Genomic DNA, 20,467 nt, shown 5'->3' with positions numbered 1-20,467 from the left:
AAGATGTCCAAACGAGATTACTACGATGTGCTCGGCGTCAACCGCGACGCTTCCGACGACGACATCAAGAAAGCCTACCGCAAGCTGGCGATGAAATACCATCCGGACCGCAATCCGGACAGCAAGGAAGCGGAGGACAAGTTCAAGGAGGTGAAGGAAGCCTACGAAATCCTGTCCGACAGCCAGAAGCGCGGCGCTTACGACCAGTTCGGCCATGCCGGGGTCGACCCGCAGGCCGGCGCGGGCGGCGGGCAGGGCTTCGGCGGCTTCGGCGATTTCGCCGACATCTTCAGCGACATCTTCGGCGGCGGCCGGGGCGGCAACGGCGGCGGGCGCTCCAATGTCTACCGCGGCGCCGATCTGCGCTACAACATGGATATCTCGCTGGAAGAGGCGGCGCGCGGTTGCGAGAAGCAGATCCGCATCCCGTCGCATGAGTCCTGCGCCACCTGCAGCGGCACCGGCGCCAAGCCGGGCACCCAGCCCAAGACCTGCGCCACCTGCGGCGGCCATGGCCAGGTGCGGATGAGCCAGGGCTTCTTCTCGATCCAGCAGACCTGCCCGACTTGCCACGGCAGCGGCAAGCAGATCACCGATCCGTGCACCAGCTGCCACGGCGCAGGGCAGAAGAAGACCACCAAGACGCTGAACGTGAAGATCCCGGCCGGCGTCGACGAGGGCGACCGCATCCGCCTGGGCGGCGAGGGCGAGCCGGGGCAGAACGGCGGCCCGTCGGGCGACTTGTACGTGGTCACCCACATCAAGCAGCATGCGGTGTTCCAGCGCGACGGCATGGACCTGCATTGCGAGATGCCGATTTCCTTCTCCACCGCGGCATTGGGCGGCGAGGTGGAAATTCCGACGCTGGACGGCATGGCCAAGGTGAAGATTTCGCCGGAAACCCAGAGCGGGCGCGTCTACCGCTTGCGCGGCAAGGGCGTGAAGGCGGTGCGCGGCGCCGAATTCGGCGACCTGCATTGCCATGTGGTGGTGGAAACCCCGGTCAAGCTGACCGAGCGCCAGAAAGAGTTGCTGCGCGAGTTCGAAGCGATCAGCCAGGGCGATGTGGCCACCCACAATCCGCGCTCGAAGTCCTTCATGGACAAGCTGCGCGATTTCTTCGAATAAGCCGCTTTTTGCCAGTCATGCAAAACGCCAGCCTCAGGCTGGCGTTTTTATTTGGGCATCGCAAAGCAAAACGGCCGCCCATCGGGCGGCCGTTCGCACATTCCTGAAACCGGGAAGACTTAGAAGTTGTGTTTGATCATGGCCCAAGTCAGCGAGGAGGTGTCCTTGCTGTGCTGATTGATGGTTTGGGCGTCCTTGTTTTCCTTTACCTGGCCGTAGCCGACTTCCACCATAGTTCTCTTGCTCAAGGTGTAGTCCAGAGCAGCGGCCCACTGGCTGGCACCCAGGCTGTAGCGCACGCCGTCGATCTTGGTGTCGCCTCGCTTGGAATAGACGATGGACGGCTTGAAGTTGCCGATAGTGTAGGCTGCATTAATGGCCCAGCCGGTGTTTTCCACCTTGTTGATGCCGCTGCCGATAGCTGGGCTCAATTGATTGATGCCAGGGAGAACGTAAACGGTTTGGCCGTTAGCATTCTTGGTTTGCGCCAGAGCGTTGCCATAGGTGGTCAGCCACTGATAGGTGGCAGCCAGGTACAGGTCGTTGGCGCTGTAGCCGCCTTCCAGGCGGTTGGTGGAACTGTTGCTTCCGCCTTTGGTATTCAGCACGCCGGCGTAGGCCCAGGCGCCGAAGAAACCGGAGTTCTGATAGGCCAAGCGCGCGCCGTATTGTTCGCCCTGTTTCATTTGGCCTGCTGCGGAGCTTTCGCCCGCGCCGTATTGCAGCGTGAGGTTGAGGCCGTTCCAGGTGGGGGAATCGTAACGGATGCTGTTCTTATAGCGGCTGTCGCCGTAGGAGAACAGGTCGGTTGCCTCGTACAACGGGAAGTTGGTGCCCATGCCGTCGCGGCGCGGACCGTACAGGTTGTCGGTGGCTTCGCTGTCGCCCAGCACGTCAGTCAAGTAGCCCACGCGCAGTTTGCCGTAATTGCTGTCAATGCCAACGTAGCTTTCACGGTTGGCAAAGGTGCCGGACGCAGAACCACCGCCGGAGACGCCATCCATGGCGAAGCCAGTTTCCACCTGCCAGATGGTTTTCAGGCCATTGCCCAGGTCTTCATTGCCGCGGAAGCCGATGCGGCTGCCGAAATCGTCAACGCCGAAAGTGGAGCTGTAGTTGTTTGTGCTGTTCTTGGTGACGGAAACGCCGGCACGCAGCGAGCCGTAGATGTTGACATCGGCTTGAGCGAATGCCGGGATGGCCGCTGCGATGGCGGCGGCGAGTGCGATTTTCTTCATTTTCTCTAAAACCCTTTGTTTCGATTTTTTGCCCAGAGGCGCCTTCCGACGGTGTTGTTTTTATTCCGTCGTGATAGGTTCGGCAGTGTGTGGGAGGGATGAGTTTTCCGTCAAGACATACTTGTTAACATATCAACAAGACTGACTGTGATGCTGTATGAATTTTTATGGCATTTGTTTTAGTTTATTTTGCTATTTTCTTTTTATTCAATGGCTTGTTCTCACTGGTTGCGCGGGGTTCTTTATTTTTTGCGAGGTTGAATTTGTATGGAATATAAAAATTTCAGCCAATAATGATAATGTTTGTTGCTTTTTTGCATTTTGCTGCAATTGCACAATTAATGATGATTGAGTTTTTGTCATGCGGCGCCATGGCTGGGGAATGTCGGTGGATTCGCTGGCCGCCAGCCGCCGCCTGGCATGAGCGCCAGCAGACGGCCGGATGTGAGCCGCAGGCCGTTTGTTGGGCGGATGTCTCCGTTGGCCGCGTTGCTTGTCGCGGTTTCGCTTGTCGTGTGATGAGGCGATTGAGTCGGGCTAGGCTGCCGGATTCGGATTGGGTTCGCGGAATGGCAAAATGTGAGGCCAGGCATTGAAAAAGCTGATGGATGCTTAAATGAATTTGAAAAATGAATGTTTTTGCTTTTCTACTATGCAATGAGCCGCGGATGTCCCATGCCGCCGCGGCCGGAGCACGGCGGCGCGGCGAATGCTGCGCGGATGCATCGGGGCGATGCGTAAAGCCCGCTGCCGCATCGTGGGGATTGGGCGTACAATTGCCGATGTCTTTTTTAGGGGGCTGTCGTCATGATTTTTGCTAATCGCTATTTCCCGGTGAGCCGCATGCGCAGGATGCGCAAGGATGAGTTCAGCCGCCGGTTGATGCGCGAGAACGTGCTGACCACCAACGATCTGATCTACCCGGTCTTCGTGATGGAGGGCAGCAATCAGGTGGTGGACGTGCCGTCGATGCCGGGCGCGCCGCGCCTGACGCTGGACAAGCTGCTGCCGGTGGCCGAAGAGGCGCTGGAACTGGGCATCCCGATGCTGTCGCTGTTTCCGGTGATCACCGGCAACAAGGACAATGATGGCAGCGAGGCCTACAACCCGGACGGGCTGATCCCTCGCGTGGTGCGCGAGCTGAAAAAGCGCTTCCCGGAGCTGGGGGTGATGACCGACGGCGCGCTGGATCCCTATACCATCCACGGGCAGGACGGCGTGATCGACGCCAACGGCTACGTGTTGAACGACGAGACCACCGAAATCCTGATCAAGCAGGGCCTGTGCCATGCCGAGGCCGGCGTCGATGTGTTCGGCCCGTCCGACATGATGGACGGCCGCATCGGCGCCATCCGCGAGGCGTTTGAAGAAGAAGGCTTCATCCATACCAAGATACTGGCCTATTCCGCCAAGTATTCGTCCGGCTTCTACGGCCCGTTCCGCGACGCGCTGGGCTCGTCCGCCAACTTGGGCAAGGCCGACAAGAACAGCTACCAGATGGATCCGGCCAATATCGAAGAGGCGATCCAGGAAGTGGCGCAGGATCTGGAGGAGGGCGCGGACATGGTGATGATCAAGCCGGGCATGCCTTACCTGGACGTGATCCGCCGCGTCAAGGACACTTTCCATGTGCCCACCTTCGCCTATCAGGTTTCCGGCGAGTACGCGATGCTGAAGGCGGCGTTCCAGAACGGCTGGCTCAACGAAGAGAAGTGCATGATGGAAAGCCTGCTGGCGTTCAAGCGCGCCGGCGCCGACGGCATTCTCACTTACTTCGCGATGGATGCGGCCCGCCTGCTGCGCCAGCGCTGATATCATGAATAGATGAGCCGCACCCCTTGCCAAGACCGCGGCGAGGGGTGTTTGTCTATATAAGGGCAATATATGGATGCGCTGCATTCCACTTGGTTCTGGCTGGCGGTGATCGCCGCGCCGGCCATTCTCGTGATTGGCACGCTGGCTCGGCTCGCCCGGCGCGAGCCGCCGGTCAAGCTGCCGCCCGGTGTAAAGCCGCTGGGCTGGGACGAGGAGGACGATGTTTCGCAAAAGTTGCATGACGGTGACAGAGAGCCGCCAAAACACTGATAACTGTCACTGCTAGCGCGCATGCGGCTGGGCTAGAATGGCGACAGTTTTCGGCGCGCAGCCGCCATAAGCGGCGCGCGGTGCCTGCGGACGCGGGTTCGATTCCCGCGTCCGGCCAATCCAAAGGACTGCCATGAACCACACTTATCTTGCCCACCTGCAGGCGACGCTGGCCCAGATCAAGGCCGACGGCTTCGAGAAGCCGGAGCGCGTGATCGCCACGCCGCAAAGCTCCGACATCGCGCTGGCCGGCGGCGAGCATGTGCTGAACTTCTGCGCCAACAACTACCTGGGCCTGGCCGACGACAAGCGCCTGGTGCTGGCCGCCAAATCCGGCATGGACCAGTACGGCTACGGTTGCGCGTCGGTGCGTTTCATCTGCGGCACCCAATCCATCCACAAGCAGCTGGAAAAATCGATCTCCGATTTTCTGGGCACCGACGACACCATCCTGTACTCCAGCTGTTTCGACGCCAACGGCGGCGTGTTCGAAACCCTGCTGACCGAAGAGGACGCGGTGATCTCGGACGAACTGAACCACGCCTCCATCATCGACGGCGTGCGCCTGTCCAAGGCCAAGCGCTTCCGCTACAAGAACAACGACATGGCCGATCTGGAGGCGCAACTGGTGGCGGCAGAAGCCGCCGGCGCCCGCTTCAAGCTGATCGTCACCGACGGCGTGTTCTCGATGGACGGCATCATCGCCGACCTGAAGGGCATCTGCGATCTGGCCGAGCGCCATGACGCGCTGGTGATGGTGGACGATTCGCACGCGGTCGGCTTCATCGGCGAAACCGGCGCCGGCACGCCGGAATACTGCGGGGTGTCCGACCGCGTCGACATCTACACCGGCACGCTGGGCAAGGCGCTGGGCGGCGCGTCCGGCGGCTACGTCGCCGCGCACAAGCCCATCGTCGACTTGCTGCGCCAGCGCTCGCGCCCTTATCTGTTCTCCAACACGCTGGCCCCGGCCATTGCCGCCGCCAGCGTGGAAGTGCTGAACATCCTGAAGAGCGGCGAAGGGGCCGAGCTGCGCGCCAAGGTGCGCCGCAACGCCGAGCTGTTCCGCAAGGAAATGTCCGCCGCCGGCTTCACCCTGGTGCCGGGCGAGCACCCGATCATTCCGGTGATGCTGGGCGATGCCCGCCTGGCCGGCGAAGTGTCCGCCAAGCTGCTGGCCGAAGGCGTGTACGTGATCGGCTTCTCCTACCCGGTGGTGCCCAAGGGCAAGGCACGCATCCGCACTCAGATGTCCGCCGCGCACAGCGAGGAGCAGGTGCTGAAGGCCGTGGCCGCGTTCACCAAGGTCGGCCGCGAGCTGGGCGTAATCTGATTTGACCGCATGACAGGCGGCGCGGGCAAAACGCCCGCGCGCCCAAGGATAGAGACATGAAGGCGCTTGCCAAGCTGAAGGCCGCTCCCGGCCTGGAAATGACCGACGTTCCGCTGCCGGAAGTCGGCCACAACGATCTGTTGATCAAGATCGTCAAGACCGCGATCTGCGGCACCGACATCCACATCTGGAACTGGGACGAATGGTCGCAAAAGACCATCCCGGTGCCGATGCACGTCGGCCACGAGTATGTCGGCGTCGTCGCCGGCATGGGGTCGGAAGTGCAGGGCTTCAAGATCGGCCAACGCGTGTCCGGCGAGGGCCACATCACTTGCGGTTACTGCCGCAACTGCCGCGCCGGCCGCCGCCACCTGTGCCGCAATACCACCGGCGTCGGCGTCAACCGCGAAGGCGCGTTCGCCGAATACCTGGTGATTCCGGCCTTCAACGCCTTCCCGATTCCGGACGACGTCTCCGACGATCTGGCTTCCATCTTCGACCCATTCGGCAATGCCGTGCACACCGCGCTGAGCTTCAACCTGGTGGGCGAGGACGTGCTGATCACCGGCGCCGGCCCGATCGGCATCATGGCGGTGGCCATCGCCAAGCATGTCGGCGCGCGCCACGTGGTGATCACCGACGTCAACGACTACCGGCTGGACCTAGCGAAGAAGATGGGCGCCACCCGCGCCGTCAACGTCGCCCGCGAAGACCTGAAGGCGGTGATGCAGGAGCTGCACATGACCGAAGGCTTCGACGTGGGCCTGGAAATGTCCGGCAATCCTCAGGCTTTCCGCCAGATGCTGGAAACGATGAACCACGGCGGCAAGGTGGCGTTGCTGGGCATTCCGCCGTCCAACACCGCCATCGATTGGAACCAGGTGATCTTCAAGGGCCTGGAAATCAAGGGCATCTATGGCCGCGAGATGTTCGAGACCTGGTACAAGATGGTGGCCCTGATCCAGTCCGGTCTGGACATCAGTCCCATCATCACCCACCACTTCAAGGTGGACGAATTCGAGCAGGGCTTCGCCGCCATGCTGTCCGGCCAAAGCGGCAAGGTGATCCTGGACTGGCGCTGAGCGTCGTTCCGGTTCGACCGCATGCGAAGCGGCTCCGCGAGGAGCCGCTTTTTTCATGCCCGTTCAGGCGGTTTTGAAATAGGCGATCATCCGCCGCAGGTGTTCCGCCTGCGTGTTCAGCTGGTCGGAGGCGGCGGACAGCTGTTCGGAGGTGGAGGCGTTCATCTGGGTGGCCAGCGACAGGTGGTTGACCGCGGCGTTGATCTGCTGCAGGCCTTCGCTCTGCTCATGCGAGGCCTGCGCGATCTCCTGCACCAGGCTGGCGGTTTTGCGGATGGCGGGCAGCATTTCGTCCAGCGCCGCGCCCGCCTGTTCCGCCATGTCCACGCTGCAGCCGGCCAGCGAGCCGATTTCCCGCGCCGCCGCCTGGCTGTGTTCGGCCAATTTGCGCACCTGGGCGGCCACCACGGTGAAGCCTTTGCCTTGGCTGCCGGCATGGGCGGCCTCGACGGCGGCGTTCAGCGCCAGCAGATTGGTCTGGTAGGCGATGTCGTCTATCACGTCTATCCGGTTGGAAATGTCGCGTATCGCCGCCACGGTGCGGGTCACGGCCTCGCCGCCGCCACCGGCGCTTTGCGCCGCCTGGCGGGCCATGGCGTCGGTGAGGCGGGCGCTTTCGGAGTTCTGAGTCACCGTGGCCGCGATCTCTTCCACCGAGGCGCTGGTTTCTTCCAGGCTGGCGGCCTGCTGCGACGCGTTCTGGCTCAGCGCTTGCGCCGAAGCCGCGACCTCGGATGAGGTGGCGTTCAATTGCTCGGCGTCGAGCCGCAACTGCTCGATCACCCCGGTCAGCCGGCTCACCATGTGCTGCATCGCCGCCAGCACGCTGCGATCGTCGCCGTCGCGAAGCGCCGGCCTTGCGGTCAGGTCGCCGCCGGCAACCCTGCGGGCGATCTCGGCCACCGCCGCCGGCTCGCCGCCCACCTGGCGGAACAGGCCCCGGCCGATGTGGCCGATGGAGCCGGCCAGGAGCAGCAGGCTGAGGGCGGCGACGGCGATGAACAGGTTCAGGGTCTGGCGGTAGCCGCGGTCGGCTTCCGCGATCCGATCGGCCAGCATCTTCTCGAATCCGTCCTGAACCTGGGCGCTCTGCCGCAGCAGCTGATCGGTCATCGCGCGGTCCATGCCGCGCACCAGCTTGTCGACGGCTTGCCCGGAGAGCGGGTCTTCCTGGCGGAAGGCGGCCAGCGCCGCGCGATAGCGGACGGTCAGCCGGAGATGTTCGTCTCGCACCGCGTCTATCGCCGCGCTGGACTCGCCGTCGTCGCGCAGCGCGGCGGAGGCCTGGGCCAGCGTTTGCTCGACGATGGCGCGTTCGGCTTCGAAGGCGGCGAGGTAGCGCTGGTAGTCGGCGGGATTGTTGCCGCGCAGCAGCACGTCCTTCCAGTCCTGCACCTGCACCTTGAAGTGCAGATTGGCCAGCTGCATCGCGTGGTTGATCCGGCTGCCGCGGCTGACCTGCTCCAGCTCCCGCCGGGTGTTTTCCGCCATGTCGCGCAGCTGGCCCAGGCAGGATAGGGACAGCAGAAGCAGGACAGTCAGGTTGATCAGGGCCAGGAGCCAGAGCCTGGTTTTCATGCTGAGAGCTTGTCGCATCGACATTTCTTCGCATCGGGCTGGTTGCTATCGGTATAGCCCGCCGCGACGGAGTCTTCGCGTTCCCGCGCGATGCCGGCCGCTGTTGACCGCAGTCAATGAGGGCGGGGCGGGGGCAGGGATAATCGTGCTTGAACGGGTTTTTTGGAGACGATGATGATCGCGATAATCGGCGCGGGCGTTTCAGGGCTGTCCTGCGCCTGGTGGCTGCAACGGCAGGGAGTGGCGGTACGGGTATTCGAGGCGGCGGAGCGCGTCGGCGGCAAGGTGAGCACCTTGGCGGCAGACGCCTTGTGCGAACAGGGGCCCAATATGCTGTTATTGGACGAGGAGCTTCAGCAGTGGCTGGCCGAGTTGGGCCTGTCACCGCTGTGGCCGGAGCGGGGCAGCGGCTTGCGGCATGTGCTGCGGAGCGGGCGATACCGGCCGCTGCCGTCCGGGCCTTGGCAGTTGCTGGCGGGAAGCTTTTTGAGCTGGCCGGCCAAGTGGGCCTTGCTGCGCGGCCTGCTGCGGCCGGGCAGTCCCAAGGAGGCCGAGGCCAGCCTGGCCGAGTTCTGCCGCCGCCGCTTCGGCCAGGAAGTGCTGGACAAGTTGCTGGACCCGCTGGCCGGCGGCGTGTTCGCCGGCGATCCGGAAGAGCTGGCGCTGGAGGAGACGCTCCCCAGGCTGGCGCGGGCGGCGGCGCAGCCGCTGCCTTTGTGGCGGGGACTGTGGCGGCAAAGGACCGCGCGCGCCCGGATGTGCACGCTGCAAGGCGGGCTGCAGCAATTGCCGCAGCGGCTGGCGCGGGATCTGGACGTGAGGCTGGGCGCGCCGGTGACCGCGCTGCGCCGCGACGGCGAGGGCTGGCGGTTACGCACCCGCGAGGGGTGGACGCGGGCCGAGCGAGTGGTGCTGGCCCTGCCGGCCGACGCCGCGGCCGAGCTGCTGCATCCGCTGGCGCCGGAGATGGCCGATATCTGCCGGCGCATCCCGTACGCGCCGCTGGCGGTGGTGTCCACCTTGCTGGACGGCGAGGCGATGGACCGGCCGCTGCCCGGCTATGGCGCGCTGCATCCGAGCGGGGAGGGAGCGCTGACGCTGGGCCACCTGACGGTCAGCAATATCTATCCTCACGTTTGTCCGGCAGGCACCCGGCTGGTGACCAGTTTCATCGGCGGTCGCCGGCATCCGGAATCGCTGGAGAGCAGCGACGCCGCATTGTTAAATGGACTCAACGCCGAGCTGGAGAGGCTGTTCGGCATGCGCGGCAAGCCGCTGGCGCAATACCTGGCCCGTTGGCCGCAGGCGCTGCCGCAGGGCACGGGCTTGCAGCGCAGGCTGCGCGGCGCGGCGGCGCCGTGGAGCGGCAGGGGGCTGCATCTGTGCGCCAACTGGCTGGACGGCGCCTCCCTGCCGGATTGCCTGGGAAAAGGGCGAAGGCTGGCGAAGCAATTGGCGGCGAGGGCGTCCGGCTTTGCGTGAGCGGCCGCAGGGGGTAGAATCGACCCCTGTTTCTTCAATTTTCCAACACCACCTTTATGCTTACCTTCCAGGAAATCATCCTCACGCTCCAGCACTACTGGAACCGCCAGGGCTGCGCGCTGCTGCAACCGTACGACACCGAAGTGGGCGCGGGCACCTCCCATACCGCCACCTTCCTGCGCGCGCTGGGGCCTGAACCCTGGAACGCTGCCTATGTCCAGCCCAGCCGCCGCCCGAAGGACGGCCGCTACGGCGAGAACCCGAACCGCCTGTTCCAGCACCACCAGTTCCAGGTGGTGCTGAAGCCGTCGCCGTCCAACATCCAGGAGTTGTACCTGGGCTCGCTGCGGGAACTGGGCCTGGATCCGACGGTGCAGGACATCCGCTTCGTCGAGGACAACTGGGAAAACCCGACGCTGGGCGCCTGGGGTCTGGGCTGGGAAGTGTGGCTGAACGGCATGGAAGTGACCCAGTTCACCTATTTCCAGCAAGTGGGCGGCCTGGATTGCAAACCGGTGCTGGGCGAGATCACCTATGGCCTGGAACGCCTGGCGATGTATCTGCAGGGCGTGGAGAACGTTTACGACCTGATCTGGACCCATCTGCCGGACGGCCAGCCGGTCACTTACGGCAATGTGTTCTACCAGAACGAGGTGGAGCAGTCGAAGTACGCGTTCGAGCACAGCAACGTCGAGCTGCTGTTCCGCCAGTTCAACGACTACGAAGCCGAAGCCAAGACGCTGCTGGACGCCAGCCTGCCGCTGCCGGCCTACGAGATGATCCTGAAGGCGGGACACGCCTTCAATCTGCTGGATGCCCGCGGCTCCATCTCGGTGACCGAGCGCGCCGCCTACATCGGCCGCATCCGCAATCTGTCCCGCGGCGTGGCGCAGGCGTATTACGATGCCCGCGAGGCGCTGGGCTTTCCGATGTGCCGCAAGGACTGAGCCGAGGGAAGTCTATGCTGTTAGGGGCGACGGCAATCGTCGTCGCGCCTGACAGGGGGTGGATATGAGAGTCAAAGCCGCATTCTGGCTGTTGTTCGCTTTGCCGGCCTGGGCGCAGCCGGCCGCCGACTGGGTGGTGTACCAGGACGGCGGCCAGATGCAGCTGGCGATAGACGGCAACTCGCTGTGGCTGGGCAAGGACGGGCTGGTGCATTTCATCAACCAGGAACGCTTCGCCAAGCAACGCTACGAGAAGTCGTACCGGCTGAACTTCTATATCCGCCGCACCACCGGCTACGCCGATTGCAAGCAGTACCAGTACGTGTTTGTCGGTTCCGAGTATTTCGACAAGAACAACAAGCACCTGTTTTCCACCATGTTCCCGGTGCCGCGCTATGCCTGGAAGTGGCAGCCGGTGAACGAGGATTCGGTCGCCCACGCCATGATGAAGGTGATTTGCGAGGCGGCGGGATCCGCATCCCGATAATTGAAGCTTGAGAGAATGAACGCGACCCTGTTGATCGAACTCCTGACCGAGGAGCTGCCGCCCAAGGCCCTGCCGCGTCTGGCCGCCAGTTTCGCCCAGACCATCGCCGAAGAACTGAAGAAGATGCAGTTCGCCGCCGCCGACGCCGAGGCGGTGGTGTACGCGTCGCCGCGCCGCCTGGCGGTGCAGCTGTCCGGCGTGCTCGCCGTGCAGCCTGAACAACGCATCACCCGCCAGGGCCCGGCCGCCGCCGCCGGCATGAAGGACGGCCAGCCGACGCCGGCCTTGGCCGGCTTCGCCCGCTCCTGCGGCGTGGACGTGTCCGAACTCTCCATCGTCAGCAACGGCAAGCAGGATGTCTACGCCTATTCCAGCACCAAGCCGGGCGAGGCGCTGTCCGCGCAGCTGGCCGATGTGGTGTCGCTGGCGCTGAAGAAGCTGCCGGTGCCCAAGCTGATGCGCTGGGGCGATTCCGACGTGCAGTTCGTTCGTCCGGTGCACGGCCTGATCATGCTGCACGGCGACAAGGTGATCGACGGCGAGGTGCTGGGCCTGAAGAGCGGCAGCGCCACCCGCGGCCACCGTTTCCTGTCGCAGGGCGACGTGGCCATCGCCAACGCCGATGCCTACGCCCGCGCGATGCACGAGCAGGGCAAGGTGATCGCCAGCTTCGACGCGCGCCGCGAGCTGATCCGCCACAAGCTGGCCGAGGCCGCCGCCAAGCTCGGCGCCGCCATCGCCGCGCCGGATGAGCTGTTCGACGAAGTGACCGCGCTGGTGGAGTGGCCGGTGGTGCTGGAAGCCGGCTTCGAGGCCGAGTTCCTGCAAGTGCCGCAGGAATGCCTGATCCTGACCATGCAGCAGAACCAGAAGTACTTCCCGCTGCTGGACAAGAACGGCAAGCTGATGAACCGCTTCCTGCTGGTGTCCAACGTCGATCCGCAGGATCCGTCCTTCGTCATTGGCGGCAACGAGCGCGTGCTGCGCGCCCGCCTGTCCGACGCCAAGTTCTTCTTCGAGCAGGACAAGAAGCACCGCCTGGACAGCCGCCTGCCGCGCCTGGCCAACGTGGTCTACCACAACAAGATCGGCTCGCTGCTGGAGCGCGTCGAGCGCTTGCAGAGCATCGCCGGCGCCATCGCCCATGAGCTGGGCGCCGACGCCGCGCTGGCCGCCCGCGCCGCCTATCTGGCCAAGGCCGACCTGGTCAGCGACATGGTCGGCGAATTCCCGGAATTGCAGGGCATCATGGGCATGTACTACGCCCAGCACGACGGCGAGCATGCCGAAGTGGCCGCCGCCATCGAGGGCCATTACCACCCGCGCTTCGCCGGCGACACGCTGCCGGAAGGCAAGATCGCCACCGCCGCGGCGCTGGCCGACAAGCTGGAAGCCATCGTCGGCATCTGGGGCATCGGTCTGATCCCGACTGGCGACAAGGACCCGTTCGCGCTGCGCCGCGCCGCGCTGGGCGTGGTGCGGATGGCGCTGGAAGCTGACCTGGACCTGAAGCGCCTGCTGGCTGTCGTCGCCGAGGCCTTCCCGGCCGGCAAGCTGTCCGCCAACGTCGCCGAGGAAGTGTTCGGCTTCATGATGGACCGCCTGAAGAACTTCCTGGCCGCCGATTACAAGGGCGACGAGATCGACGCCGTGCTGGCGCTCTCGCCCAGCCGCCTGAACGAAGTGCGCGCGGTGCTGGCCGCCGTGGCCGCGTTCAAGTCGCTGCCGGAAGCCGCCGCGCTGGCCGCCGCCAACAAGCGCGTCAACAACATCCTGAAGAAGGCCGAGGGCGAAATCGGCGCGGTGGACGCCGCGTTGCTGCAGGAAGCCGCCGAGCAGGCGCTGTACGCCGCGGTGCAGGAGCTGGCGCCGGCGGTGGAAGCCAAGTTCGCCGCCCACGACTTCGCCGGGGCGCTGTCGCAGTTGGCCAGCCTGAAGGCGCCGGTGGACGCGTTCTTCGACGGCGTGATGGTGATGGCCGAGGACGCCAGGGTGCGCGCCAACCGCGTCGCGCTGCTGGCCAGCCTGGCCGCGCTGTTCAACCGCGTGGCCGACATTTCGCTGCTGGCGGAATAAGCGGCGGCAAGCGCATGGATGGGAGGCGGCCGCGGCGACGCGGCCGGCCTCCCGTTTTGACAAGATGGCTGGGTGAAAGGATTATCGGGTGAAGCTAGTCATTCTGGACCGCGACGGCGTGATCAACGAGGATCGCGACGATTTCGTGAAGAACACCATCGAATGGGTGCCGCTGGCGCACAGCCTGGAGGCGATCGCCAATCTGACCCAGTCCGGCTGGCGCGTGGTGGTGGCGACCAACCAGTCCGGCATCGCCCGCGGCTTGTTCGACATGCACGCGCTGAACGCGATGCACGAGAAGATGCATCGGCTGGTCGGCCAGGCCGGCGGCCGCATCGACGCGGTAGTGTTCTGTCCGCACAGCGCGGATCACGGCTGCGAGTGCCGCAAGCCGCTGCCCGGCATGGTGCTGGAGATCGCCGAGCGCTTCAACGTCAAGCTGGAAGGGCTGCCGATGATAGGCGACAGCCTGCGCGACCTGGAGTCCATCGCCGCCGTCGGCGGCCAGCCCATCCTGGTGAAGACCGGCAAGGGCGCCAAGACGCTGGCCAAGGGAGGCCTGCCGGAAAGCACGCTGGTGTTCAACGACCTGTACGATGCCGCCGAGCATCTGATCAACCATCATTGAGGCAGAGACTGAAAGCATGATTGGTTTGTGGATACGCAACTTGCTGTATTGGGTGGTGCTGATCATCGCCACGCCGCTGTTCTTCTTGCTGCTGATGCTGGCCGCGCCGCTGCCGCGCCGCAGCCGCCACGTGTTCGGCGTGACCTGGGCGATGACCCTGCTGTGGATGCTTGAGCATGTGATCGGCCTGAAATACAAGGTGATCGGCGCGGAGAACATTCCGTCGGCGCCGTCGGTGATCACGTCCAAGCACCAGTCCGGCTGGGAAACGCTGGCGCTGCAGAAAATCTTTCCGTGGCAGGTGTATGTGGCCAAGCGCGAGCTGACCTGGATTCCGTTGTTCGGCTGGGGCCTGGTGCTGATGAACCCCATCATCATCAACCGCTCCGACCGCGCCCGCGCCAATCAGCGCCTGCTGGATCAGGGCCTGGAGCGCAAGCGCCACGGTTTCTGGATCACCGTGTTCCCCGAAGGCACCCGCACCAAGCCGGGCGTGGGCGGCAAGTACAAGCTGGGCGCCGCGCGCATGGCCAAGCAGTTCGACATGCCGATGGTGCCGGTGGCGCATAACGCCGGCGAATTCTGGCCGCGCAATGCCTTCCTGAAATATCCGGGCGAGATCACCGTGGTGATCGGCCCCGCCATCCATTCAGACGAAGAGACCGGCCCCGAGGCGATGATGGCCGAGGCCGAGGCCTGGATCGAGGCCCGCCAGCGCGAAATCGGCGGCGTCGGCCCCTTCGCCCATCCCGATGAAAAACGCCAGCGTCTGGCACCGCCTGCCTCTGCCTGACGGCGAGGTGCCCGTGCTGCTGACGCGTAGGTCGCGCCAGAGCATAGGCATCAAGGTCAGCGGCGGGGTGGTGGAACTGATCGCCGCGCCGGGTGTCAGTCAACAGCGCTTGCATCAGGTATTGCAGCAGCGCTACGACTGGATCGTCGGCCACGTGTTGCGCCAGCGCAGCCATCTGGAGGCCGGCGAGCAGCTGAGCAGTCTGGCGCTGTTGGGCGAGCAGCTGACGATCAGGCTGACAGGCGGCGCGCGCAAGGCGGCGCGGCGCGTGAGCGGAGAGTTGCTGGTGGCGGGCGTCGCCGACGGCGACGCCGCCGCGCTGAAAGCCGTTCTGGCCAAATTCCTGAAACGCGAGGCGGCGACACTGTTTCCCGGCCGTCTCTCCCTGCTGGCCGCGCACTGCCGCCGCAAACCAAGCGGGTTGCTGCTGTCGTCTGCGCGCACCCGCTGGGGCAGTTGCAGCGCCGATGGCCGCATCCGCCTGAACTGGCGGCTGGCGCAGGCGCCGCTGGCGGTGGTCGACTACGTGACCGCCCACGAGCTGGCCCATCTCGAACACATGAATCACTCGCCGGCGTTCTGGGCCGAGACCGAGCGTCTCTGCCCGGGCTGGCGCGATGCCCGCCGCTGGCTGCGCCAGCACGGCGGCGGCTTGTTTGTCTTAGACTGATCTTTAAAAGGAAAACGCCATGAGAATGCTTCACACCATGCTGCGCGTCGGCAATCTCGACCGCTCGATCGCTTTCTACCAGGAAGTGCTGGGCATGAAGCTGCTGCGCCGCAACGATTTTCCGGAAGGACGCTTCACGCTGGCCTTCGTCGGCTACGGCGACGAGGCGGCCCACACCGTGCTGGAGCTGACCCACAACTGGGATACCGAGTCCTACGATCTAGGCAGCGGCTACGGCCACATCGCCATTGAGGTGGAAGACGCTTACGCCGCCTGTGACATGGCGCGCGCCAAGGGCGGCAAGGTGACGCGCGAAGCCGGCCCGATGAAGCACGGCACCACCGTGATTGCCTTCATCGAGGATCCGGACGGCTACAAGATCGAGTTCATCCAGAAAGGCAGCCGCTAAGCGCTGCCGGCGGCGTGTCCGGGCGTTTCCGGATAGGCCGCCGAATCCACCGGCCGCATTCATGCGGCCGGCCACGGGCGGGAGGGGCCGCCCAGGCGGACCGGCACCCGGAAGCCGGTCCGCTTCCAATAATAACCGGGAATGTTCCGGCAGCCGCGGCTGCGTTTTGGCATCACGGGCACCTGCTCGTTCGGGAAGGACTGATGAATAAAAAACTGATTGCACTGGCGGGCGGGCTGCTGCTCCCCGCGTTCGCCCGCGCCGCCGATCTGGACGGCGCCACGCTCAGCCTGGGCTGGGGCGTGCCCTTCGCCGGCATCCTGCTGTCCATCGCGCTGTTTCCGATGCTGGCTCCCGGCATCTGGCACCACCATTTCGGCAAGATCACCGCGCTCTGGACCGCGCTGTTCCTGCTGCCTTTCGCCGCCGCCTTCGGGCTGGGCCAGACCGGCGCGCTGCTGCTGCACGCGCTGTTCACCGAATACATCCCCTTCATCGTGCTGCTGTTCGCGCTGTACACGGTGTCGGGCGGCATCCTGGTCTGGGGCTCGCTGCACGCGTCGCCCCGGCTGAACACCTTGATCCTGGCCATCGGCACCGCGCTGGCGTCGGTCATGGGCACCACCGGCGCGGCGATGCTGCTGATCCGGCCGCTGCTGCGCGCCAACGAGGGCCGCAAGCGCAATGTGCACGTGGTGGTGTTCTTCATCTTCCTGGTGGCCAATGTCGGCGGCGGTTTGACGCCGCTGGGCGATCCGCCGCTGTTCCTCGGCTTCCTCAAGGGCGTGACCTTCGGCTGGACCTTCCAGCACATGCTGATGCCGGTGCTGCTGCTGTCAGCGCTGCTGCTGATCATCTTCTACTTTCTGGACCGCCACATGTTCGCCAGGGAGGCGAAGGAGGGCACGCTCAAGCCAGTGGACACCAGCCACGACAAGCCGCTGAAGCTGCACGGCAAGCGCAACTTCTGGCTGCTGGGCGGCGTGGTGGGCGCGGTGCTGATGTCCGGCCTGTGGAAGCCCGGCATCGCCTTCGAGCTGCCAGGCGTCCATCTGGAGCTGCAGAACCTGCTGCGCGACCTGGCCCTGCTGCTGCTGGCCTTCGTTTCGCTGTGGATCACGCCCAAGCAGGTGCGCGCCGGCAACGAGTTCAACTGGCTGCCCATCCTGGAGGTGGGCAAGCTGTTCGCCGGCATCTTCATCACCATCGCGCCGGTGATCGCCATCCTGCGCGCCGGCGACCACGGCGCGCTGGCCGGTCTGGTGCAGACGGTGTCGGGTCCGGACGGCAAGCCGCTGGACGGCATGTATTTCTGGATGACCGGCATCCTGTCCAGCTTCCTGGACAATGCGCCGACCTACCTGGTGTTCTTCAACCTGGCGTCAGGCGATGCCGCCGAGCTGATGGGGCCGTTCGGCAGCACCTTGCTTGCCATCTCGATGGGCGCGGTATTCATGGGGGCGATGACCTATATCGGCAACGCGCCCAACTTCATGGTCAAGGCCATCGCCGAGCATCGCCACGTCAAGATGCCGGGTTTCTTCGGCTACATGCTGTGGTCGGGCGCGGTGCTGCTGCCGTGCTTCCTGCTGCTGACGTTGGTGTTCTTCCACTTCTGATTCAGGCTCGGCCCGCAAGCAAAAAGCCCATCGCATTGGCGATGGGCTTTTTTTGTCGGAGAGGATCGGGGTCAGGCTTCGGCGGCTGCCGGCTTCAAACCGGCTTGCGGCGCCGGTCGGCCCAGCAGCGCTTTCCAGCGGCGGAAGGCGGAGATCAGGATCACCAGTCCCAGCGCCAGCATTACGATGGAGATGCCGGCGTTGAACACGTTATAGCCTTTGGCGGCAGGGTTCAGATAGACGTTCTTCACCATCCAGTAGCCGGCGTAGTTGACGGTCACGTACAGGTAGGCGAGCGGCGCCAGGCAGGTCAGCATGTAGCCGCGATTGTGCGACAGCCGCAGGATGATGGTGGCGCCGATGATCAGGCCGATGGAGGCCATCAGCTGGTTGGACACGCCGAACAGCGCCCATACCGAATTGATGTCGCCGGAGTTCAACAGATAGCCCCACAATGCGCAGGCGACGACGGAGGCGCCGATCGCGCCAGGCATCCAGTCGGTGCGCTTCAGCGGCGCCCACAGGTCGCCGACGAAGTCCTGGATCAGGTAGCGGGCGACGCGGGTGCCGGAATCGATGGCGGTGAGGATGAACACCGCTTCGAACATCACCATGAACTGGAAGAAGTAGGACGCCAGATGGCTGAACCAGGGGATGCGGGTGAAGATGTCCGCCATGCCCACCGCCAGCGTCACCGCGCCGCCGGTGCGGCCGTACAGGTCCAGGCCTATCTCCTGCGACAGCTTGGGCAGATTGACCACGTCCATGCCCAGGGTCTGGAACACGGCCGGCGCGGAGTTGATGGCGAAGTAATCGGCCGGGTGCAAGGCGGTGGCGGCGATCAAGGCCATCACGCCCACCACGCATTCGGCCAGCATCGCGCCGAAGCCCACCGGCAGGATGTCGCTCCACTTGTCGATCTGTTTGGGCGTGGTGCCGGAGCCGATGAAGGCGTGGAAGCCGGAAATGGCGCCGCAGGCGATGGTGATGGAGATGAACGGCCATACCGGGCCGGACAGCACCGGACCGCCGCCGTGGATGAACTGGGTCACCGCCGGGAACTGGATCTGCGGGTTGATGAACACCACGCCGGCCACCAAGAGGCCGAACACGCCTATCTTCATGAAGCTGGACAGGCAGGCGCGCGGGGTTAGCAGCATCCACACCGGCAGCGCTGTGGCGAAGAAGGCGTAGATGGGCAGCAGCAGCGACACGGTGGACGCCTTCAGCGACAACCATTCGCCCAGCGCGGTGTGTTGGATGTAAGGGCCGGCGAACACGCAGGCCATGATGGCGGCGATGCCGACGTAGCTGGCGTTCTTCATGCTGCCGGTCACGCGTTCCCACAGGCCTACGCCGATGGCGATGGGAATGGTCATGAACACGGCGAAGGCGCCCCACGGGTTGCGCTCCAGCGCGTGCACCACCACCATGGACAGGCCGGCCATGGTGATGGTGATGATGAACAGCATGGCAAGGCCGGTGCACCAGCCGGCCACCGGGCCGAGCTCGGCCTTGGCCACTTCGGACAGCGACTTGCCGTGGTGCTTCATCGACGCGAACAGCACCACGGTGTCGTGCACCGCGCCGCCGATCACACAGCCTATCAGCAGCCAGATCATGCTGGGCAGATAGCCGTACTGGGCAGCCAGCACCGGGCCCACCAGCGGGCCGGCTGCGGCGATGGCGGCGAAGTGGCCGCCGAAGGCCACCCACTTGCTGGTGGGCACGTAGTCCTTGCCGTCCTTCAGTTCGTGGGAAGGGGTGACGGCGCTATCGTCGACGCCTAGCACCTTGCGCGTGAAGAATACCCCGTACAGGCGGTAGCAGATCGCAAGTATGCATAGGGTGCCGATCACAAAACTCAATGCGTGATCCATGTTGGAGGCTCCGGTGAAATCGTGGCTCCACCTTACGCTTCAAAAGGAGCGAGTCGACGCGGGAAATGGGCGAGCGGCAGCCTGGCGTCGCGAGCGGCGGCGTGGCGGGGGCGAGCGGCGGCGGCCACGACCCCGTGAGCAGCGGGAAGAGCCAACCGCGAAGAGTCCCTGGACCAAAACAAGCCGGCGCGGGCAGCGCAAGTTGTGGGATAAAGAGCGGGTGCGGGGGGATTAGCGGTTCTGCGGCTGCCAGTCCTGATAGGGCAGGTGCACCCTGGAGTAGGCCTTCTGCAGCTCGCCGCTGGCGCGGGCCGCCCTGATGGCGCGGCTGAGCGCCTGATTGACGAAGTCGCCGCGGCGATTGCAGGACATGAACAGCACGTCGGGGAAATCGTCGAAATGCTCGCGATGGATGTGGCTGAGCTTGTGCTTGCGCACCAGGTAGTCGGCTTCCTCCTGCGCCCACAGCACGGCGTCGATTCGCCCCAGATTCAGCTGCTTCAGCGACAGCTCCAGATTGACCACGCTCTTGCTGGGGAAGCCCCAGTTCACCGGCGGCGCCTCCACCGCATACCGCGCGAGATTGGCGGTGCGCAGGATGTCGATCTTGCGCAGCGGCTTGGCCTGGTTGGAATAAAGCACGAAGGTGACCTTGCCCATCATCTCGTGGGAGAACTGGTAGGGTGTGGCGCCGTCGGCGTTGTCGCGCACTTTCATGATGGGGAAACGGAAGTCGGCCCCGCGGTCGTCGGTGTCGAGGTAGACGCGTTTGACCGGCTTGATTTCGAAACTGATCCTGCCTTCCGGGTAATGGCGGGCGATGGTTTTCAGCAAGTCGGCGAAGGGGCCGGACTCGCTGTTTTCCAGCACCTGAGGCAGGTATACCGCGATGCCGCGCAGATCGGGCGCATCCACCCGAGAGGCGGTTTCCGGCGTGATGGTGCCGTTGCAGGCGAGGGCCTGGGCGGCGCATAGGGCCAGCGGCAGGCAAAGCGTTTTCGGCGCGTATATGGCCATCCCCTGGCATCCATC

18 protein-coding genes and 1 tRNA gene are annotated in these 20,467 nt (G+C 64.6%); 15 read left to right on the top strand and 4 right to left on the bottom strand.

Features of this window, described 5'->3' with window-relative positions:
* Positions 1-3 precede the first annotated feature (3 nt).
* Complete coding sequence (gene dnaJ / locus VA599_RS09990) at positions 4-1,128, top strand: molecular chaperone DnaJ (RefSeq protein ID WP_346788450.1); 1,125 nt, start codon at positions 4-6, stop codon at positions 1,126-1,128.
* 119 nt (positions 1,129-1,247) lie between these two features.
* On the opposite strand, the gene VA599_RS09985 is transcribed toward dnaJ, so the two are convergent.
* Positions 1,248-2,366, bottom strand: a complete 1,119-nt coding sequence (locus VA599_RS09985) for a porin (protein ID WP_346788449.1) — start codon at positions 2,364-2,366, stop codon at positions 1,248-1,250.
* 807 nt (positions 2,367-3,173) lie between these two features.
* Here VA599_RS09985 and hemB point away from each other — a divergent pair.
* From hemB to tdh, 5 genes are all read left to right on the top strand, one after another.
* The gene (gene hemB / locus VA599_RS09980; RefSeq protein ID WP_346788448.1) at positions 3,174-4,178 is read left to right on the top strand and encodes a porphobilinogen synthase; all 1,005 of its coding nucleotides are present in this window, start codon (positions 3,174-3,176) and stop codon (positions 4,176-4,178) included.
* Positions 4,179-4,250: 72 nt separating this feature from the next.
* Entirely contained in the window at positions 4,251-4,451 is a 201-nt protein-coding gene (locus tag VA599_RS09975; RefSeq protein ID WP_021478202.1) for a hypothetical protein, read from the top strand.
* 25 nt (positions 4,452-4,476) lie between these two features.
* Positions 4,477-4,569 (top strand) — tRNA-Tyr (locus VA599_RS09970).
* A 15-nt stretch (positions 4,570-4,584) separates the two neighbouring features.
* Complete coding sequence (locus VA599_RS09965; protein WP_104946663.1) at positions 4,585-5,784, top strand: glycine C-acetyltransferase; 1,200 nt, start codon at positions 4,585-4,587, stop codon at positions 5,782-5,784.
* A gap of 56 nt (positions 5,785-5,840) precedes the next feature.
* Complete coding sequence (gene tdh / locus VA599_RS09960) at positions 5,841-6,866, top strand: L-threonine 3-dehydrogenase (RefSeq protein ID WP_021478204.1); 1,026 nt, start codon at positions 5,841-5,843, stop codon at positions 6,864-6,866.
* 63 nt (positions 6,867-6,929) lie between these two features.
* Here tdh and VA599_RS09955 read toward each other — a convergent pair whose 3' ends face one another.
* Positions 6,930-8,444: a methyl-accepting chemotaxis protein gene (locus tag VA599_RS09955; protein WP_346788447.1), complete on the bottom strand. Its 1,515-nt coding sequence runs from the start codon at positions 8,442-8,444 to the stop codon at positions 6,930-6,932.
* A gap of 171 nt (positions 8,445-8,615) precedes the next feature.
* On the opposite strand from VA599_RS09955, the gene hemG reads away from it, so the two are divergent.
* The 9 genes from hemG to VA599_RS09910 all read left to right on the top strand — a co-directional run bounded on the left by hemG (position 8,616) and on the right by VA599_RS09910 (position 17,555).
* A complete protein-coding gene (gene hemG / locus VA599_RS09950) occupies positions 8,616-9,926 on the top strand; it encodes a protoporphyrinogen oxidase (protein ID WP_346788446.1) in 1,311 nt (436 codons plus the stop codon).
* Positions 9,927-9,982: 56 nt separating this feature from the next.
* Positions 9,983-10,873 (top strand): glycine--tRNA ligase subunit alpha, encoded by an 891-nt coding sequence (gene glyQ, locus VA599_RS09945; RefSeq protein ID WP_046157480.1) that lies wholly within the window; start codon positions 9,983-9,985, stop codon positions 10,871-10,873.
* Positions 10,874-10,937: 64 nt separating this feature from the next.
* Positions 10,938-11,360 (top strand): surface-adhesin E family protein, encoded by a 423-nt coding sequence (locus tag VA599_RS09940; RefSeq protein ID WP_021475762.1) that lies wholly within the window; start codon positions 10,938-10,940, stop codon positions 11,358-11,360.
* A 15-nt stretch (positions 11,361-11,375) separates the two neighbouring features.
* Positions 11,376-13,436, top strand: coding sequence for a glycine--tRNA ligase subunit beta (glyS, locus tag VA599_RS09935; protein ID WP_346788445.1), 2,061 nt, complete (start codon positions 11,376-11,378; stop codon positions 13,434-13,436).
* An 88-nt stretch (positions 13,437-13,524) separates the two neighbouring features.
* Complete coding sequence (gene gmhB / locus VA599_RS09930; protein WP_021475764.1) at positions 13,525-14,064, top strand: D-glycero-beta-D-manno-heptose 1,7-bisphosphate 7-phosphatase; 540 nt, start codon at positions 13,525-13,527, stop codon at positions 14,062-14,064.
* A gap of 16 nt (positions 14,065-14,080) precedes the next feature.
* A complete protein-coding gene (locus VA599_RS09925; RefSeq protein WP_346788443.1) occupies positions 14,081-14,857 on the top strand; it encodes a lysophospholipid acyltransferase family protein in 777 nt (258 codons plus the stop codon).
* Positions 14,817-15,527: a M48 family metallopeptidase gene (locus tag VA599_RS09920; RefSeq protein ID WP_346788442.1), complete on the top strand. Its 711-nt coding sequence runs from the start codon at positions 14,817-14,819 to the stop codon at positions 15,525-15,527. The genes VA599_RS09925 and VA599_RS09920 overlap by 41 nt, the downstream gene beginning before the upstream one ends.
* Before the next feature lie 19 nt (positions 15,528-15,546).
* Positions 15,547-15,936 (top strand): lactoylglutathione lyase, encoded by a 390-nt coding sequence (gloA, locus tag VA599_RS09915; RefSeq protein ID WP_046168771.1) that lies wholly within the window; start codon positions 15,547-15,549, stop codon positions 15,934-15,936.
* Between the two features lie 203 nt (positions 15,937-16,139).
* Positions 16,140-17,555, top strand: a complete 1,416-nt coding sequence (locus VA599_RS09910) for a sodium:proton antiporter (protein WP_346788441.1) — start codon at positions 16,140-16,142, stop codon at positions 17,553-17,555.
* 71 nt (positions 17,556-17,626) lie between these two features.
* On the opposite strand, the gene VA599_RS09905 is transcribed toward VA599_RS09910, so the two are convergent.
* Together VA599_RS09905 and VA599_RS09900 are read right to left on the bottom strand one after the other, a co-directional pair.
* The gene (locus VA599_RS09905; RefSeq protein WP_346788440.1) at positions 17,627-19,435 is read right to left on the bottom strand and encodes a carbon starvation CstA family protein; all 1,809 of its coding nucleotides are present in this window, start codon (positions 19,433-19,435) and stop codon (positions 17,627-17,629) included.
* A gap of 231 nt (positions 19,436-19,666) precedes the next feature.
* Entirely contained in the window at positions 19,667-20,452 is a 786-nt protein-coding gene (locus tag VA599_RS09900) for a type 2 periplasmic-binding domain-containing protein (RefSeq protein ID WP_346788439.1), read from the bottom strand.
* Positions 20,453-20,467: the final 15 nt, after the last annotated feature.

Origin of the sequence: Chromobacterium indicum, assembly GCF_039708975.1 — a bacterium.
Classification (GTDB): domain Bacteria; phylum Pseudomonadota; class Gammaproteobacteria; order Burkholderiales; family Chromobacteriaceae; genus Chromobacterium; species Chromobacterium piscinae.
This window is presented reverse-complemented; position numbering and strand designations above follow the sequence as displayed.